This is a genomic window from Williamsia sp. z34 (assembly GCF_059553395.1).
In genome coordinates this window covers 97,887-114,240 of record NZ_JCANWW010000011.1, presented here as the reverse complement: position 1 = coordinate 114,240, position 16,354 = coordinate 97,887, and the positions used below count along the sequence as shown (strand labels likewise).

Annotated in this window: 16 protein-coding genes; 9 read left to right on the top strand and 7 right to left on the bottom strand. The window is 63.9% G+C overall.

The window, feature by feature from the left end; translation table 11 throughout:
- Positions 1 to 57: 57 nt before the first annotated feature.
- The 4 genes from AC51GT_RS22605 to AC51GT_RS22590 are packed head-to-tail and all read left to right on the top strand — an operon-like array spanning position 58 to position 3,096.
- Positions 58 to 336, top strand: coding sequence for a helix-turn-helix transcriptional regulator (locus AC51GT_RS22605; protein ID WP_482140074.1), 279 nt, complete (start codon positions 58 to 60; stop codon positions 334 to 336).
- A complete protein-coding gene (locus AC51GT_RS22600) occupies positions 333 to 977 on the top strand; it encodes a hypothetical protein (RefSeq protein WP_496330228.1) in 645 nt (214 codons plus the stop codon). The genes AC51GT_RS22605 and AC51GT_RS22600 overlap by 4 nt, the downstream gene beginning before the upstream one ends.
- Positions 974 to 1,870, top strand: a complete 897-nt coding sequence (locus AC51GT_RS22595) for an ABC transporter ATP-binding protein (RefSeq protein WP_496327309.1) — start codon at positions 974 to 976, stop codon at positions 1,868 to 1,870. The genes AC51GT_RS22600 and AC51GT_RS22595 overlap by 4 nt, the downstream gene beginning before the upstream one ends.
- Positions 1,870 to 3,096 carry an ABC transporter permease gene (locus tag AC51GT_RS22590; RefSeq protein ID WP_496330227.1) on the top strand — a complete coding sequence of 409 codons (1,227 nt, stop codon included), beginning with the start codon at positions 1,870 to 1,872 and terminating at the stop codon, positions 3,094 to 3,096. Before AC51GT_RS22595 ends, AC51GT_RS22590 begins: the two co-directional genes overlap by 1 nt.
- 34 nt (positions 3,097 to 3,130) lie before the next feature.
- Here AC51GT_RS22590 and AC51GT_RS22585 read toward each other — a convergent pair whose 3' ends face one another.
- Positions 3,131 to 4,636, bottom strand: a complete 1,506-nt coding sequence (locus AC51GT_RS22585) for a flavin-containing monooxygenase (protein WP_496330226.1) — start codon at positions 4,634 to 4,636, stop codon at positions 3,131 to 3,133.
- Positions 4,637 to 4,890: 254 nt separating this feature from the next.
- On the opposite strand from AC51GT_RS22585, the gene AC51GT_RS22580 reads away from it, so the two are divergent.
- From AC51GT_RS22580 to AC51GT_RS22560, 5 genes are all read left to right on the top strand, one after another.
- Positions 4,891 to 5,757 (top strand): ABC transporter ATP-binding protein, encoded by an 867-nt coding sequence (locus AC51GT_RS22580; RefSeq protein WP_496330225.1) that lies wholly within the window; start codon positions 4,891 to 4,893, stop codon positions 5,755 to 5,757.
- Positions 5,758 to 5,876: 119 nt separating this feature from the next.
- Positions 5,877 to 6,578: an ABC transporter permease gene (locus AC51GT_RS22575; protein ID WP_496327364.1), complete on the top strand. Its 702-nt coding sequence runs from the start codon at positions 5,877 to 5,879 to the stop codon at positions 6,576 to 6,578.
- Positions 6,575 to 7,444 (top strand): ABC transporter permease, encoded by an 870-nt coding sequence (locus AC51GT_RS22570; RefSeq protein WP_496327305.1) that lies wholly within the window; start codon positions 6,575 to 6,577, stop codon positions 7,442 to 7,444. Before AC51GT_RS22575 ends, AC51GT_RS22570 begins: the two co-directional genes overlap by 4 nt.
- A 112-nt stretch (positions 7,445 to 7,556) precedes the next feature.
- On the top strand, positions 7,557 to 8,615 hold the full coding sequence (locus AC51GT_RS22565) for an ABC transporter substrate-binding protein (protein ID WP_496327304.1): 1,059 nt from the start codon (positions 7,557 to 7,559) through the stop codon (positions 8,613 to 8,615).
- A gap of 94 nt (positions 8,616 to 8,709) precedes the next feature.
- Positions 8,710 to 9,459 carry an enoyl-CoA hydratase-related protein gene (locus AC51GT_RS22560; RefSeq protein WP_496330224.1) on the top strand — a complete coding sequence of 250 codons (750 nt, stop codon included), beginning with the start codon at positions 8,710 to 8,712 and terminating at the stop codon, positions 9,457 to 9,459.
- Between the two features lie 144 nt (positions 9,460 to 9,603).
- On the opposite strand, the gene AC51GT_RS22555 is transcribed toward AC51GT_RS22560, so the two are convergent.
- The 6 genes from AC51GT_RS22555 to AC51GT_RS22530 form a co-directional block, all read right to left on the bottom strand.
- Positions 9,604 to 10,953, bottom strand: coding sequence for a cryptochrome/photolyase family protein (locus AC51GT_RS22555; RefSeq protein WP_496330223.1), 1,350 nt, complete (start codon positions 10,951 to 10,953; stop codon positions 9,604 to 9,606).
- A 118-nt stretch (positions 10,954 to 11,071) separates the two neighbouring features.
- Entirely contained in the window at positions 11,072 to 12,523 is a 1,452-nt protein-coding gene (locus AC51GT_RS22550; RefSeq protein ID WP_496330222.1) for an alpha-amylase family glycosyl hydrolase, read from the bottom strand.
- A gap of 135 nt (positions 12,524 to 12,658) precedes the next feature.
- Positions 12,659 to 13,018: an FKBP-type peptidyl-prolyl cis-trans isomerase gene (locus tag AC51GT_RS22545; protein WP_496327300.1), complete on the bottom strand. Its 360-nt coding sequence runs from the start codon at positions 13,016 to 13,018 to the stop codon at positions 12,659 to 12,661.
- 3 nt (positions 13,019 to 13,021) lie between these two features.
- Positions 13,022 to 14,344 (bottom strand): citrate synthase, encoded by a 1,323-nt coding sequence (locus AC51GT_RS22540; RefSeq protein WP_496327299.1) that lies wholly within the window; start codon positions 14,342 to 14,344, stop codon positions 13,022 to 13,024.
- Positions 14,345 to 14,461: 117 nt separating this feature from the next.
- Positions 14,462 to 15,382 (bottom strand): carbohydrate kinase family protein, encoded by a 921-nt coding sequence (locus tag AC51GT_RS22535; protein WP_496327298.1) that lies wholly within the window; start codon positions 15,380 to 15,382, stop codon positions 14,462 to 14,464.
- A complete protein-coding gene (locus AC51GT_RS22530) occupies positions 15,379 to 16,302 on the bottom strand; it encodes an aldose 1-epimerase family protein (protein ID WP_496327297.1) in 924 nt (307 codons plus the stop codon). The genes AC51GT_RS22535 and AC51GT_RS22530 overlap by 4 nt, the downstream gene beginning before the upstream one ends.
- Between the last annotated feature and the right edge of the window lie 52 nt (positions 16,303 to 16,354).

Below are 16,354 nucleotides of genomic sequence, written 5' to 3'. Positions count from 1 at the left end.
GGCAACAAAACATCCCCCAAATTGACAGATTGTTGTGTTTTCACAACACTATGACGTGTGAGCCCGGTCAAGAAGGCAGGACATCTGCCGATATACAACCGCATCGGCGTGCTACGCGCCGAGCGGCGGATGTCTCGGGCACAGCTCGCTGAACTGGTGGGTGTCAACGTTCAATCCATCGGATCGCTCGAACGTGGTGACAACTACCCCAGCCTCGATCTGGCATTTCGCATCTGCGATGTCTTCCACCTTCCGGTGGAGGCGGTGTTCAGCCGACACGAGTTCAGCGCGATGTCAGAACAGTTGTACCGCAACGACAATGGAGGGGCACGATGAACCATCCGAACTCCCCGATCCCGGAATCGGCGAAGCCCGGCTGGTGGCGTGGTTACGAGTCGTGGCAGGCCAGGAGTCATGAGAAGTTCCTGCGCCGCTGGGGCACCCGCTTTCCCCGCTGGCGTAATCGCCGCTCCGCCAGACGATTTGTCATCGCGCTGATCATCACCTGGATACTGGTCCTCGCGTGCAGCATTGCCGCCTTTTTCACCAGTTGGTTCGGGCTGCCGTACATCGTGCTGATCTGCCTTGTCTTCCTGCCGGTCCTGTACATCTTGCGGGCGATCACCTTGAACGTCAGCGATGCACCCGCAGGATCGCTCGACGAAATCCAGTTGGCCACCCGCAACGCGGCGCGCTCACTCGCTTACACCGCACTCTGGGTGACCATGTTCATCCCCTACCTGGTGCTTATCGTGGTCTCCGTCGGCGACAGTGTCAGTGGCCAGGTGGTCTACGGCGCGGGCACCCTGCTGATCGTCCTACTGGTGGCCGGGACCTGCCTTCCCACCTGTCTGCTCGCGTGGTGGCTCAACGATCCCGACCCGGAGGACTACGCCGTCTACGATCTTCCGGACGATATGCATGCACACCTGCCCGAGGCCCGGAACGTCGCCACAACAGAAGGATTGGATACATGACAGACCCGTTGATCGTCGATGGATTGACCAAACGATACGGATCGCTCACCGCCCTGGACAACATGAGCTTCACGGTGGCCCCCGGTGAGATCTTCGGGTTTGTCGGATCCAACGGTGCCGGTAAGTCGACCACGATGCGCATCATCCTCGGCGTCCTGTCCGCCGACTCGGGGCGCGTCCTGCTGGGCGACTCCCCCATCGACCTCGACACCCGGCGCCGCATCGGATACATGCCCGAAGAGCGAGGGCTCTACCCGAAGATGAAGGTCGGCAAGCAGCTTTCGTTCTTCGCCCAGCTGCACGGGCTGTCCCGCCGTGAGGCCGACCGCCAGGTGGAACGTTGGGTCGAGCGTCTGGGAATCGCCGAGCGCATCAACGATGACGTCAACAACCTGAGTCTGGGCAACCAGCAGCGCGTCCAGTTGGCTGCAGCACTGGTCCACGATCCAGATGTGCTCGTCCTCGACGAGCCCTTCTCAGGGCTGGACCCGGTTGCGGTCGATGTGATGAGCGAGGTGCTCGAAGAAAAAGCCGCACAGGGCGTTCCGGTCATCTTCTCCAGTCACCAACTCGAGCTCGTCCAACGACTCTGTGACCGCGTGGGCATCATCAGCAAGGGCACGATGCGAGCCCTCGGCACCGTCGATGACCTGCGTTCGGCCGGCGACATCCGGCTCGACGTCGTGGCGCCGCAGGCACCACCGGGGTGGGCCGATCAGATCCCCGGCGTGCAGAGCAGCAACCACAACGGCAGCACGACAACTGTCACGATGACGCCCGAGGGCGACGAGCAGGCAGTGCTCACCACCGCGTTGAGCACTGGCCCGGTGACACACTTCGCCGTCTCCAAACCCGACCTGACCGAACTGTTCCGCGAGGTGGTAAAGGCGTGATGACAAAAGACTCTGCAAAAGAAAACAATTCGGCAGCCTCGGACGCACATCGGCTCGGTGCCGGGCGGGCGATCCGACTGGTCGCCGGTCGCGAGATCACCACGCGCGCCGCGACCAAATCGTTTGTCGTCACCAATGTGCTGCTGCTCGTGGTGATCGTGGCCGGCATCATCGTGCTCTCGATCTTCACCGGCGACTCAAAGGCCACGAAAGTGGGTCTGGTCGGGGACGACCCGCAGATCTCGCAGACCATCGTTGCGATCGGGGACGCCTCCGGCGAGAAGATCGAGATCATTCCGATCGGCAACGTCGACGAAGCCCGGCAGCAGGCCGAGGACGGTGACGTCGAGGTCGCCCTGGTCCCCGGATCGGGGAACAACTACGAGGCCATCACCAAAGATGATCTCGACGGCACACTCGAAGGCGTCTTACGAACTGCCGTCAGCCAGGACGGGCTGACCAAGGCCCTGGCAGAGGAGAATGTCGACCTCTCGCAGATCAGCGCCGACTCATCTCTCACCGTCACCGAGACCAAACCCGCCAAACCGGATGAAGGACAACGCATCGCGGTCGCGCTGACCGGTATGTCGCTGCTGATGTTCGCGGTCCTGCAAGGCGGCGGGATGGTCGCCGGCGGTGTCGTCGAGGAAAAGACCTCACGGGTCGTCGAGATTCTCCTGGCCACGATCAAGCCGCTGCACCTGTTGTGGGGCAAGATCATCGGCATCGGTGCCATGGCGTTCGCCCAGGTGATCGTGCTCGGCGGAAGCGCGTTGATCACCGCGCTGGCAACGGGGTTGCTCGACGTTCCGGCAGCTGCCGGGTCCATGTTCGTTGCGGTGCTGGTCTGGTTCGTCCTCGGGTTCCTGTTCTTCGCCACGCTCTACGCCGCCACCGGCGCGGTGGTCTCGCGGCAGGAAGAACTCGGATCGAGTTCGGCACCGTTGACGATTCTCGCGATGGCCGTCGTTTATGCGGCGGCCTTCGGCATCAGTGCCCTCGACAGCACACTCATGCAGGTCCTGGCCTGGATTCCGCCGTTCTCGGCGTCCATCATGCCGATCCGCATTGCCACCGGCGATGCGTCGATGTTCCAGATCATCGGCACCGTGGTGTTGATGATCATCGCCTGCGCGGTGGCCGCCTGGTTCGCGGCGCGCATCTATCAGCGCAACGTCTTGCGCACCGGGGCGCGCGTGAAGTGGATCGAAGCCATCAAAGGCTGATCCCGACCCGAAAGCGGTGGAGTTCTGGTGTGCCTCACCCGGGCGAAAGATCGCCAGAATCCACCACTTTCGAGGGCCGGCGGAGGAAGTAGTCGCCCTCGTCCGGAGCGGTGAGCATCCGGGTCAACGTGGCGCGGTCGAAGGGCCACAGATCGATGGCCCCGTTGTCCGTGAAATACCAGGAATTGCATCCGGTGTTCCAGACCGTGGGGCCCATCGCGTCCGCGACTTCCCGGTTGAACCGATCGGTGGCCGACTCGGTGACCTCCACCGCCGTGATTTCGTTGTCCCTGAACCGCTCCAGCCATCGAGTGATGTAACGAGCGGTGAGTTCGGCCGTGTACTGCAGGGATATCGAGCCCGTTGGTGAGTTGGGGCCGAGCACGGTGAACAGGTTGGGGAACCCCGGTATGGCGGTCATCCGGTACGCGCGCGGGCCGTCGGCCCACGCTTCGTCCAAGGTGATGCCATCGCGACCCTCGATGCGCATGGGCCGCATATAGTTGTGTGCCTTGAATCCCGTGGCGAGAACGATCACGTCCACATCGTGGTGTGTCCCGGATTCCATGAGGATTCCGTCCGGGGTGATCTCTGCGATGGCGTCGGAGGCCAATTCCGTGTTGGCGGCAGTGATCGCCTTGTAGTAGCTGCCCGACAGGACCTGCCGTTTGCAGAGTGGCTGATGATCCGGGGTCAGGTCCTCGCGTAACGAACGGTTGCGTACCTGCGCTCGCAGCGACCACCGAGCATAAACTTGTACCAATCGCCGTCGCCACGACGGTTTGGTGACGACATCGGCCAGAATCCCTGAAGCCCAGAGCAACTGACGATGCACGGAATCGTGGAATCCGGGGTATTTCGCCAAGACTGTCGCCAACACCGCCGGCTGCGGTAATCGCATCGGCGCCCACATGATCCACTGGGGTGAGCGGACGAAGTGGATCAGCCGGGCGGCAGAAGGCTGCAGGGCGGACACGACCTGCACACCGGTGGATCCGGTGCCGATCACCGCAATCGACCTGCCTGCGGTGACGAGGTCGTCATCCCAGCGGGCAGTGTGCACGGTGGTACCCGAAAAGGACTGCAGTCCGGGAATATCCGGAATCGCAGGATGATGCAGGACCCCGGTGGCACAGATGACGAAGTCGGCGACCTCAGTCGCACCATCGTCGGTCGTGACATGCCACCGGCCGCCGGACGCGTCGTAGCGGGCCTCGACCACCTCGGTATTCAAGCGCAGGTACTCGTCCAGCCCGAAACGGTCGACGACGTCGCGGTGATAGCGCTGGATCTCGTCCCCATCGGCCCATATCTGCGACCAGTCCGGATTGGGAGCGAACGAGAACTGGTAGATCTGCGACGGCACGTCGCAGGTCAGCCCCGGGTAGCGATTCCAATGCCAGACACCACCGACGTCAGTGCCCTTCTCCAGAATCGTGAAATTGCAGAACCCGGCCTTCTGCAGGGTGTAGGCGGTCGCGATGCCGGCGACCCCGGCACCGATGATCACCACGCGGGGGTCTGCCTTCGGGGCCGTCATCGCGGCATCGCATGCGGCCTGCCGGGGCCCGGCGCGGTCGGCACTGACGCCAGGTCCGCACTTGCCTGTAGTCCGTCAAACACTTCGCACAGTCCTCTCCCCTGACGACCCCGAACTCGCCGCGATGGTCCTCACCCCGAGTAACCCCGGTCTGTCGATGATGACATTGCCGTCGTGCGGCGGCTGCTGTAGGTACGTGCGCAGTAACGCCGACGTAATCCAGAAGAAACCAGAGCGGCCTAACGTCCCCGAATATGAGCCCTGCCGACTCCACGGGAGCAACACAGACGGACGTACAACCGTCCGTCGCCGCCACAAAAAGCCGCCCTTTGGGGACCGGAATCGACATATCCGGGCTGACCAAAGAGTTCAAGTCCAGCGGCCTACGTGGCGGATCATCGGTGACCGCGCTGCACGATGTGGACCTGCAGACCTCCGAGGGTGCGTTCCTGTCCTTGCTGGGTCCGTCCGGGTGTGGAAAGTCAACGGTGCTGCGGATCCTCGCCGGACTCGAAGATGCCACCGCCGGCACCGCGCTGATGAACGGCCTGTCCCCCAAAGAGCTCCAATCCCAGCACGAACTCGGTATCGCCTTTCAGGACTCCGCGCTCCTGCCGTGGCGCAGCGTGGAAGCGAACATCAAGCTTCCCCTGCAGGTCGCCGGGATGCCGGTCGACAAGGAGGCCATCAGTGACCTGATCGAACTGGTCGGACTCAAGGGCTTCGAGAAGGCAAAACCGGCGACGCTGTCCGGCGGTATGCGTCAGCGGGTGTCGATCGCGCGCGCCCTGGTCGTCAAACCGACCGCACTGCTTCTCGACGAACCGTTCGGCGCGCTCGACGACATGACCCGGCAGCGGCTCAACATCGAACTCCTTCGCATCTGGACGGAGAAACCGGCAACCACGCTGATGGTCACCCACGGCATCGGCGAAGCGGTGTTCCTGTCCGACGTCGTGGCCGTGATGAGTCCGCGGCCGGGCACCATCCTCGAGACCGTCACCATCGACCTGCCCCGCCCGCGGGTGCCGGACATGATGCGCACACCCGAGTTCCATGCCCTGCACGACCACCTCAGTGGTCTCCTGTTCGGCAGCAAGGGATCGGCGGGGGTGGCGTGAGCACCCTGACCGCGCAGCGACGTCCGGCTGGGACCCAGTTCGCCGACCGTGCGCAGCTCGCCGGAAAACGGTGGGGTGCCGGGGTGATCGGCATCGTCGCGGTACTGCTCCTCTGGTCGATGGCCGGGCACTTCGAGTGGTTCAAGGGCACCATCCCCACACCGTGGGCCGTGATCGAGACCATCAACGACAAGGGCCTGGACTACTACGTCAACAACTTCGGCCCGACCGTCGAACTGTCCCTGCGCGGCTTCATGTGGGGCAATGTGCTGGCGATCGGACTGGCCCTGCTGGTCGTGATCATCCCGCTGATCGAAGGCGTCGCAACCCAATTGGCCATCATCAGCTACTGCACACCGATCATCGCGGTGGCACCCATCGTCCAGGTCGCGTTTGCCGAGGTCCAGACGATGATCGTCTTCCTGGCCGCCATCTCGGTCTTCTTCACGACCATGATCGGCACACTGTCCGGACTTCGATCACCGCATCAGGCCAGCCTCGACCTGGTGAAGGTGTACGGCGGGGGCACAATCGCCCAGCTGGTCCGGGTCCGGATCGTCTCCGCGCTTCCCTCGACCTTCGCCGCATTGAAGATCGCGGCCCCCGCCGCCGTCCTCGGTGCGGTACTCGGGGAGTTCCTGGCAATGCCCGAAAAGGGCGCCGGCCCAGCGCTGATCATCTCCCAACAGGCCGGTGACATCCCGGCCGTGTGGGCGATCGCCCTGCTCACCGGCGCAGTGGCCGGCATCGGCTATGGGATCGTCGCCGTCATCTCCGTCTACGTCACCCGCTACAGCACCGGAATGGCAGGGACCAAATGACCGCCACCACCACCGCTCCCCCGTCGGCACCGGTCCCCGCCGATGCTGCGGACCGGGCGAACTCGGGCAACGCCAAGGCGATCACCTGGGAGATCGCCAAGTTCGTCGGCTCCCTGGTCATCTCGTTCATCCTGATCCTGGTGATCTGGTGGCTGTTCCTGCTGGCCTTCCCCGACATCGGGCCCATCATCGGCAAGACCCCGGTCGACGTCTTCCACTATCTGTTCACCGAACCGACCTCGGCGACCGACCGGGCCGAGATCATGGACAACCTCCAGATCACGTTGAAGGACGCCGGAATCGGCTTCGTCTGCGGTATGAGCGCGGCCATCGTCGCCGCGGCCCTGTTCGTGATGTTCCGTCCGGTGGCCCAGACCTTCATGCCCATCGCAATGCTGTTGCGGTCGGTGCCCCTGGTGGCGATGACCCCGCTGATCACGCTGGTGGTCGGCCGCGGCGTGGCAGTCGTCGCGGTGATGGGCGGCATCGTGGTGTTCTTCCCGGCATTGGTGATGATCATGACCGGCCTGGCCAACGCCCCACGGCAGATCAACGACGTCATCATCGCCTATGGCGGAACACGTTTGACCGCCATGCGGATGGCATCGCTGCCCTCGGCGGTACCGGCACTGTTCGCCGCCGCGAAGGTCTCGGTGCCGGGCGCCATGATCGGCGCGACCGTCGCCGAATGGCTCGGCACCAACAAGGGCCTCGGCGCGACGCTACAACAGGCACTACCCGCGGCGGCCTACAACGAGTTGTGGGCATCGGTACTGGTCATCACGGTCGCATCGATTGTGTTGTATGCGCTGGTCGGCGTCGCCGAAAAGCTCGTCCTCGCCCAGATGGGCACCAAGACAACCTGAGCTCAGTTCGCGGCAAAGGTCTTTTGTAACAATCCAATTCGCGCCGGAAATACGCCGGAAACCGAACCGCCCTAACGTCAGCGTCGAGCAATCACAACCAAGGAGTCAACACATGGCCTACACGTTCGACCGCCGATCGTTTCTTCGGTACTCCATGATCGCCGGCGGCGCTGTGGGCAGTGCCGGCCTGCTGGCCGCCTGCAGCTCCGGTGGCAGCGACAGCAAGGGAGGCAGCACCACCAACCCGAAGGTCCAGCTGTCCTGGCAGAAGAACATCGAGTTCGCCGGTGAGTACTTCGCGATCGAGAACGGCTACTACGAGGCGGCCGGACTCGGAACACCCGAACTCATCACCGGTGGTGGTCCGGGCACCGGCGTCGAGACGGGCCTGACGGCCAACAAGGTGTGGATCGGTATGTCCGCACCGCAGTTGACCGCACCGGTCATCCTGCAGGGCGCCGCGCTCAAGACCATCGCCGCGACCTTCCAGAAAAACCCCTTCTGCATCGTCTCCAGCGAGAAGTCGCCCATTCTGTCGCCAGAAGATATGAAGGGCAAGAAGATCGGAGTGCAGGCGTCCAACGAGAATGTCTTCAAGGCTCTGCTGACCGCCAACGGGATGACCGACTCCGACGTCCAGAAGATCACCGTCCAGTACGACCCCACACCACTGACCACCGGCGAGGTGGACGGCTGGGTGTCATATGTGACCAACGAACCGATCACCCTGGCCGCGAGTGGATTCCCGAACTCCAACTTCCTATTCGCCGATTTCAATCTGCCGCTCGTCGCCGAAACGCTTGTGGTGCGCCAGGAAACAATCGACAACGAACGCGACAAGCTCAAGGCCTTCCTCAAGGCAGATATCCAGGGCTGGTACGACGCAGTTGCCGACCCGGCAAAATCCGCCGAGCTGGCGGTGACCAAGTACGGCAAGGACCTCGGACTCGAGGTCGGTGAGCAGACGCTGGAAGCCGAGGCACAGAACCTGCTGATCGTCTCCGACGAGACCAAGGCCAATGGTCTGCTGACCATGTCACCGACGATGATCGACCTCAACCTCGAGGCCCTGTCCAAGGCCGGCTACGAGATCAGCGCCGACCAACTGTTCGACATGTCCCTGATCACCGAGGTCTACGCGGAGAACCCCGGACTGAAGCTGCCCATCTGACGACAACGCTCCACGACATCGCCGGCGCACCGAGACTTTCGGGTGCGCCGGCGATCTCGTGTCCGGTGTAGGCCCGGATTGATACGTTCTGTGGATGCCTATTCGTGAAGAAGTCCAGGGGCGAACGCTGATCGTCCGCCTCGAGCGCGAAGAGAAACGCAACGCGATCAATGTCGAGATGGCGTTCGGGATCAGTGCCGCTCTGGACCGTCTCGACGATGACGACGAATTGTGGACCGGGATCATCACCGGCACCCCCAAGGTGTTCTGTGCGGGCACCGACCTACGCGAGGGAGTCGGCGCCCACACCGACCGCGGCGGTGAATACGGCGTGATCAGGCGCAAGCGGGTCAAACCCCTGATCGCGGCCGTCGAGGGTCCCTGCCTGGGTGGCGGATTGGAGATCGCGCTGGCGTGCGATCTGATCGTCGCCGCGACGACCGCGACGATGGCCCTCCCGGAAAGCCGCCGTGGCCTGGTGGCGACATCGGGCGCCCTGTTCCGGGTCACCCGCTCGCTTCCGCTGAACATCGCCAAACAGTTGCTGATCACCGGCACCGGATTGACTGCGCAACGAGCCTTCGACCTGGGTCTGGTCAACGTCGTCAGTGAGCCCGGACAGGCGCTGACCGATGCGCTGACGCTGGCCGACGACATCAATGCGTCCGGGCCGGTCGCGGTGCGGGCGACGCTGGCGGCACTGGCCGAACAGACCGCGGAGGCCGATGTCGCGGGATGGCAGGCCACCGAGCGAGCCAAAGAAACCATCATCGCGTCCGACGACATGCGTGAAGGCGTCGAAGCCTTCTTCAGCCGACGTCCGCCGGAGTGGAAAGCCCGCTAGCCCGCTCCGCCGACCGTGCCGAAATCACCGCCGAGCGTGCCCTTATCGCCGCCGAACGTGCCAAAGCTGCACGAAGACAATCGGTTTGGGCACGCTCGACGGTCGGTTGGGCACGCTCGACGGTCGGTTGGGCACGCTCGACGGTCAGGGGAGGTTCTTGTAGCGGTCGAGGGCCACTTGGCGTTGGATCTTGTGGTCGACGATCGGCTCGGGATAGTCGTCGGGCCGTAGTGCGCCGGGCTCGTGCACTGCAGCCCCACTGATCCTCCGGAGTTCCGGGACCCAGCGTCGCACGTAATCCCCTGACGGGTCGAATTTCTTGCCCTGGGTGGTCGGGTTGAACACGCGGAAGTACGGGGCAGCGTCGGTGCCGCATCCCGCGACCCATTGCCAACCATGCTGGTTGCTGGCCATATCGCCGTCGACGAGCTGGTCGAGGAACCACGCCGCACCGCGTTGCCAGGGCAGGTGGAGATCCTTGACCAGGAACGATCCGACGATCATCCGGACCCGGTTGTGCATGAATCCACTCCCCAGCAGCTGCCGCATTCCGGCATCGACGATCGGGAATCCGGTTTTGCCCTCACGCCAGGCGGCGAAGTCCGCATCGGCATCGGGGCCCGAATCATGCTCCATCGCATCGAACTTCTTGTTCAGATTCCACCAGCTGCTGTCGGGACGCTGATGCAGGACGTCGGCGTAGAAGTCGCGAAAGGCCAGTTCGCGGATGTATGCCGCACGGCCGTCGCCATCGCCTGCCTCGAGATCGGCGAGCAGCGCGCGTGGATGGATGTTGCCGAACTTCAGGTACGCCGACATCCGGCTGGTCGATGCCAGGTCGGGGCGGTCGCGGTGCGTGCTGTAGTTGTCGACGTCGTCGGCCAGGAACTCCGCAAAGCGCTCGTATGCGGCGCGTTCACCGGCGGGAAAGTCCAACTCGACCTTGGCATTCGGTATCGTGATGCGGCGAACTCCGGACACGTCGTCCGGGTTGATCCACGTTGCCATACCCACGCCGGTATCGGCGGGCGCGCGCCAGCCGTGCTCGCGCCAGCGTCGAAAATAGGGCGTGAACACCCGGTAGGGTTCGCCGTCATCCTTCAAGACTCGTCCCGGAGCGACCGCGTACGGCGACCCCTCTGGACGCAAGGGTATGTCGCCCAGCGCTTTCCGGACCTTCGCGTCCCGCCGGATGCCGTACGGCGCGTAGTCGGCACTGACATGCACGGCCTGCGCGTCGACCGACCGGGCTATCGTGGGGATCAGCTTCTCCGGGTCACCACGGACGAGCAGCAGCGAACCGTCCAACTGGTCGTCGATGTCACGGAGCGAATCGTAGAGAAACGACAGGCGGCGATCACCAGAGGACGACTCGAGCGTCGGGTCGAGTACAAAACAGGCAACCACGTCGCGCCCTTGCGCGGCCAACAGCGGTGGTAGGTCACTCAACCGCAGGTCCCGACGCAGCCACAGCACAATCGGTTGCTCGCTCATCACCCCATAGTGCCCACTGCGACGGCACAATGCTGCGACCGGGGCTCCCGGCCATGCACTATGGGCACGCTCGACGGCGATATCGGCACGCTCGACGGGGTGGCCGGCGGGTGGTTGTTCAGTCGGCGGGTTCGATCCGGAAGAGATGCCACAGCCACGGACCGAGCTCGACAAACAGCCCATCACACAGGTCATCACCACTGCGCAGATACTCGGTATCCCGCGTGGTGTCCACCAACCGGAACACGCTGCCGTGCAGATCATCCCAGTTGGTCACCACCTTCCCGACGCAGGGCCGGTCGCCGATGTTGACCACCACCAGCCAGCGACTCTCACCGCTGCGGGTCCACGCCAGCAGATCCCCGAAGGAATCATTGCCCTCCCAGCCGGTGACGGCACACGGTGTCAGGTCACCGGTGCGCCACACGGGATCTCGGAGCGTCCGCAGCAGGGCGTGATAGAACGCAGTCAGTTCCTCATCGGGCTCCTCGACCGGACCTCGACCGAGTTGCACCGGCAGCCGTGTGGCCGCACCGGAGAGTTGTCCGTCATAGATCAGCTTGGCTCCGAGTGCAGTGAAAGTTGCCACTGCCGCGGCCTTTTCGTCGTTCACACCGAAGGTTGCCGCTGCCCGTGGTTCGTCATGGTTCTCGAGGAATCTGAGCAATCCACGCTGGTGGTCCGGATCGGAGAGCAAATTCTGCCGGACAACGTCGGCGCCTTCACGACCGGCGAACGCGTCGTAGAGACGCTTGTCGTAGCAGTAGTCGAACCCCTGCTCCCGGAGGCGTGATTCAAGGTCCCAGTAGGCCTCCGCGATGAAGGTGAAGTCCGGATGCACCCGGCGTACCGCGGCGATGAGCGTCGTCCAGTATTCGTCGGCAGGTGGCTGTCCCGCACGCACACCCCAGGTCCGGGTCACCACATCGTGAAGTGGCAGCATCGCCATATCGCAGCGGACCCCATCGCACTGCCCGGCGATCGACATCAGGGTGGAGATGCTCTGAGTGCGCAGCTCCGGAGAAAAGGTGTTGAGCTGCAACACATCACGCCAGGCCGGAAAGTATGGGTCCCGGCCGTTGGCAAAAACCGTTCCACCGACCTTCACAAACGACTCGGGATCATCGCGCAGTTCCTCCTCGGTACCACTGATGAAGTAGTCGGGATCGCTGCGGACCCACGGATGATCGGTGGCGACATGATTCGGGACGAAATCCAGGATCAGGGACAGACCCCGCTGCGCCAACGCGCGACGGGCGACCGCCAGACCCGCCGGCCCACCCAGCCGATCATCAACTCGATAATCGCGGATGCAGTATGCCGATCCGACGACGTCATCGTCGGTGAAACCCGGGAGGACCTGCTCGAAGGAACGCACCAGCGGCCCATCGGCCAGCGCGATGGTTCGCCCGGCCGGGCTCCGCTGCCACACCCCCATCAGCCATACCGCATCGAAGCCAAGATCTGCGATCGCGTCCCAGGCATCGTCGGGTACACCGGCCAGGTCGGTGCCCAGACCCTGCAGCCACGGCCACGTGTTGATCTCATAGATGAACGGCTGCCAGATCATGGTGCCAACCCGTCTCCGGCGGGAACCGGTGCCCGCGTTCCCGGCCGGGGCCCCAGCGGTAGCTGCTGCAGACAACAACAGAAAACCCTGCACGTGGACCGTGCAGGGTTTTCAGAAGAACAGGTGGGTAAGGGTTTAGCCAACACCCAGCAAGTCGATCACGAAAATCAAGGTCTTGCCCGACAACCGGTGTCCGGCGCCCTCGGGGCCGTACGCCAGCAACGGCGGGACGATGAGCTGACGGCGTCCGCCGACCTTCATGCCCGGGATGCCCTCTTGCCAGCCCGGGATCAACCGGTCGAGCGGGAAGTTCGCGGACTGACCGCGGTTCCAGGATGAGTCGAACTCTTCGCCGGTCTCGTACTCGACACCGACATAGTGCACGTCGACGACGCCACCGGCGACGGCCTCGGGGCCCTCTCCGATCACCAGGTCGGTGGTCACCAGTTCAGTGGGTGCGGGGCCTTCCGGCATTTCAATCTCAGGTTTACTCATAGGTCAGCGCTGATCCATCCGCAGGTAGTCACGTTCGGTGTATCCGGTGTAGATCTGCCGCGGGCGGCCGATCTTTCCGGTCGGGTCGGCGTTCATCTCACGCCAGTGTGCGATCCATCCGGGCAAGCGGCCCAAAGCGAACAAAACGGTGAACATCCGGGTCGGGAACCCCATCGCACGGTAAATCAAGCCCGTGTAGAAGTCCACGTTCGGGTACAGCTTGCGGGAGATGAAGTAGTCGTCCGAGAGGGCGACCTCTTCGAGACCCTTCGCGATGTCCAGCAGGTCGTCGTTGACGCCGAGGAGTTCGAGGATCTGATCCGCGGTCTCCTTGACGATCGCCGCACGCGGGTCGTAGTTCTTGTAGACGCGGTGCCCGAAGCCCATGAGCTTGACGCCGTCTTCTTTGTTCTTGACCTTGTTCATGAAGGCCTTGGTGTCGCCACCGGACGCCTTGATCTCGTCCAGCATCTCCAGGACAGCCTGGTTGGCGCCACCGTGGAGCGGGCCCCACAGCGCGTTGATGCCGCCGGAGATCGACGTGAACAGGTTGGCCTGCGAGGAACCGACCAGACGCACGGTCGAGGTCGAGCAGTTCTGCTCGTGATCGGCATGCAGGATGAACAGCATGTCGAGGGCCTTGACGATGTCCGGGTTGACCACGTAGGGCTCGGCAGGCAGGCCGAAGGTCATCCGCAGGAAGTTCTCGACCAGGCTCAGCGAGTTGTCCGGGTACAGGAACGGCTGGCCGACCGACTTCTTGTAGGCGTAGGCCGCGATGGTCGGCAGCTTCGCCAGCAGCCGAACGGTCGAGAGTTCGACCTGCTCGGGATCCTTGGGATCCAGCGAATCCTGGTAGTAGGCGCTCAGCGCGTTGACGGCGCTCGACAGGACGGGCATCGGGTGCGCGTTGCGCGGGAAACCGTCGAAGAAGCGCTTGAGGTCTTCGTGCAGCAGCGTGTGCCGGCTGATCTTGTTGGTGAAGCCCTCGAGCTCGGTCGGCGTCGGGAGCTCACCGTTGATCAGCAGGTAGCTGACCTCCAGGAAGCTCGAACCCTTTGCGAGCTGCTCGATCGGATATCCGCGGTAACGCAGGATTCCGGCGTCGCCATCGATGTAGGTGATCGCGGATTTTGTCGAAGCTGTGTTGACAAACCCGCCGTCGAAGGTGGTCAGCCCGGTGTCGGAGAGGAACTTGCCCAACCCGACCCCGTCACTGCCTTCGGTGGCCTTGACGATAGGAAGCTTGATCTCGCCGCCCGGATAGCTGAACGTGGCGTTTGCCTCCGCTGCGGCTCCATTGGCGGACACTGTTTCGGCGGACACTGGGTCTTCCCCTTTTCGACGGGCTGACCGGTCTTGTGGACCGGATACAGATGTTTTGAATCCAGAGTCGTCGAACCGGTCGGACCGGCCGCGCAACCCGTTAATAACTTAGTCGGTTTACAGCTCGCCCGCCCATGGAGGGTCCGCCCCAGACCGTGAGATGGTCACCGAGGCAGCCTTCGCGGCAAACTCCAGCGCCTCTGACCAGTCATTACGGCTCATCGTACGCATCACCACCGGGTCGAGCATGCGCCGCACCCCCAGACGGTGGAGCACCGCACCGCAAATCGTGTCGCCCGCTCCGATCGTGTCGACGACGGTGACCGGCGGGGCCTCGACCTCTACGGTGAAATCGGCTGTCATGGCGGTCAGACCATCGGGTCCCCGGGTGATCAGCACCGCGCCCACTCCGGCCTGCAGCCACTGGGCCGGTCCGGACCCGGCCGGCCCCTGCGCCAACCAGGCCGCATCGTCGTCGGAGACCTTCACGATGTCGAGGTGCGGCAGCCAGCCGGAGAATCGGCGCCGATACCCGTCCGGGTCGCCGATGACGCCGGTCCGGATGTTGGGGTCGAGAAGCGTCAGTCGGCCTTCTGCATGGCTGCGACGCAGCAGGTCTTCGTACACGCTCGCACCCGGCTCGAGCACCATCGACAGGGTCCCGAAGGCCAGGGCGCCGACGGTTCCGGGTAGTGGTCCCGGATCGCTCACCAGCCGATCGGCGGTGCCCTCGAGGTAAAAGGAATACTGCGCCGACCCGTCGGCGCCGATGCTCGCCAGCGCCAACGTTGTCGGTTCGGGCCCCCGTTGCAGCAGTGACAGACTCACCCCGGCGGCGCGCAAGGCCTCCGTCAGGGCCTGCCCGTACCCATCGGTGGACAGCCGGGAACACAGCGACACCGCCGACCCCAGACGCCCGAGGGTGATGGCCACGTTGAACGGACCGCCGCCGAGCGCCGGGACCAGTGGATCGAGCGAACCGCTTCCCGCCGGGACGAGATCGACCAGTCCCTCACCGCATACGACGATCTCTCTCACGCCTGCTCCACTCCTTGATTCCTCAGTCCCCAACTGCCGAACCACAGCTGCCCGGGCTCCAGCACGATCAGGTCCGTACCCGAGGCCAGCGCATTGGGCGGGGCCGTCATCGGTTCGATCGCGACGGCGCGCCCGCGTCCGGGATAGGCCTGATCGTTTCTGGGATCGGCGGTGAACGCCTGGACCCATCCGAAATTGAGGTCCGTCCACAGCTCGGTGGTGCCGGTCGGACCGATCAGCCGGTGGGTGATGATGCCGTCGTCGGCGACCATTGCGGTGAACGGGGTATCCAGCAGCCGTCCGGCCAGCGATCTCGGGGTCCGGTAGTCGTGGTCGGTACCGGCGACATCGACCGGATCTCCGCTCGGTAGTTGTCGCGTGGGGTCGAGCGGCTGGTATTGCTGCGCGGCCAGTTGCAGTGAACAGTCATCGGCGGGGTCATCGCCCACTCGGACAAAGGTGTGCTGTCCCAACGCATATGGAGCCGATTGCGTCCCGCTGTTGGTGGCGGTGTGCGTGACGACCAATCCGTCGGCGCCGACCACGTATTCGACGGTCAGATGGAGATCGAACGGCCATCCCGGATGTTGTCCCACCGCAACACCCAGCTTCACCGACGACGCGGTCTGATCAAGGATGTTCCAGTCGACCATGCGGACGAAACCGTGGTTTGCGTTGTTGCGGTCCGCTTCCGTGATCGGCAGATGGTAGGTGACCCCGTCGAACGTGTACGTGCCGTCGCCGGTCCGATTGGGCCACGGCGACAGGACCAGACCAGCGGACATCGGCGGTTTGACCCCCGGTTCGATCTCCCACGTCTCGGTCAGGAGCCGATCGCCCCACCGCACGGCCCGCAGTCCGGCGCCCGCCGTGGCGATCTCGGCGCTGTACCCGCCCGACTCGATGCTGTATCCACCCACGATCAGAAGTCTGCCATCACCGTCGTGTTTCTTTGCCGTGTCACCAAATCGT

Coding starts and splice junctions, on each gene's coding strand:
- AC51GT_RS22600 (WP_496330228.1), top strand. CDS start 333: ATGAACCATCCGAACTCCCCGATCCCGGAATCGGCGAAGCCCGGCTGG.
- AC51GT_RS22595 (WP_496327309.1), top strand. CDS start 974: ATGACAGACCCGTTGATCGTCGATGGATTGACCAAACGATACGGATCG.
- AC51GT_RS22590 (WP_496330227.1), top strand. CDS start 1,870: ATGACAAAAGACTCTGCAAAAGAAAACAATTCGGCAGCCTCGGACGCA.
- AC51GT_RS22585 (WP_496330226.1), bottom strand. CDS start 4,636: ATGACGGCCCCGAAGGCAGACCCCCGCGTGGTGATCATCGGTGCCGGG.
- AC51GT_RS22580 (WP_496330225.1), top strand. CDS start 4,891: ATGAGCCCTGCCGACTCCACGGGAGCAACACAGACGGACGTACAACCG.
- AC51GT_RS22575 (WP_496327364.1), top strand. CDS start 5,877: ATGGCCGGGCACTTCGAGTGGTTCAAGGGCACCATCCCCACACCGTGG.
- AC51GT_RS22570 (WP_496327305.1), top strand. CDS start 6,575: ATGACCGCCACCACCACCGCTCCCCCGTCGGCACCGGTCCCCGCCGAT.
- AC51GT_RS22565 (WP_496327304.1), top strand. CDS start 7,557: ATGGCCTACACGTTCGACCGCCGATCGTTTCTTCGGTACTCCATGATC.
- AC51GT_RS22560 (WP_496330224.1), top strand. CDS start 8,710: ATGCCTATTCGTGAAGAAGTCCAGGGGCGAACGCTGATCGTCCGCCTC.
- AC51GT_RS22555 (WP_496330223.1), bottom strand. CDS start 10,953: ATGAGCGAGCAACCGATTGTGCTGTGGCTGCGTCGGGACCTGCGGTTG.
- AC51GT_RS22550 (WP_496330222.1), bottom strand. CDS start 12,523: ATGATCTGGCAGCCGTTCATCTATGAGATCAACACGTGGCCGTGGCTG.
- AC51GT_RS22545 (WP_496327300.1), bottom strand. CDS start 13,018: ATGAGTAAACCTGAGATTGAAATGCCGGAAGGCCCCGCACCCACTGAA.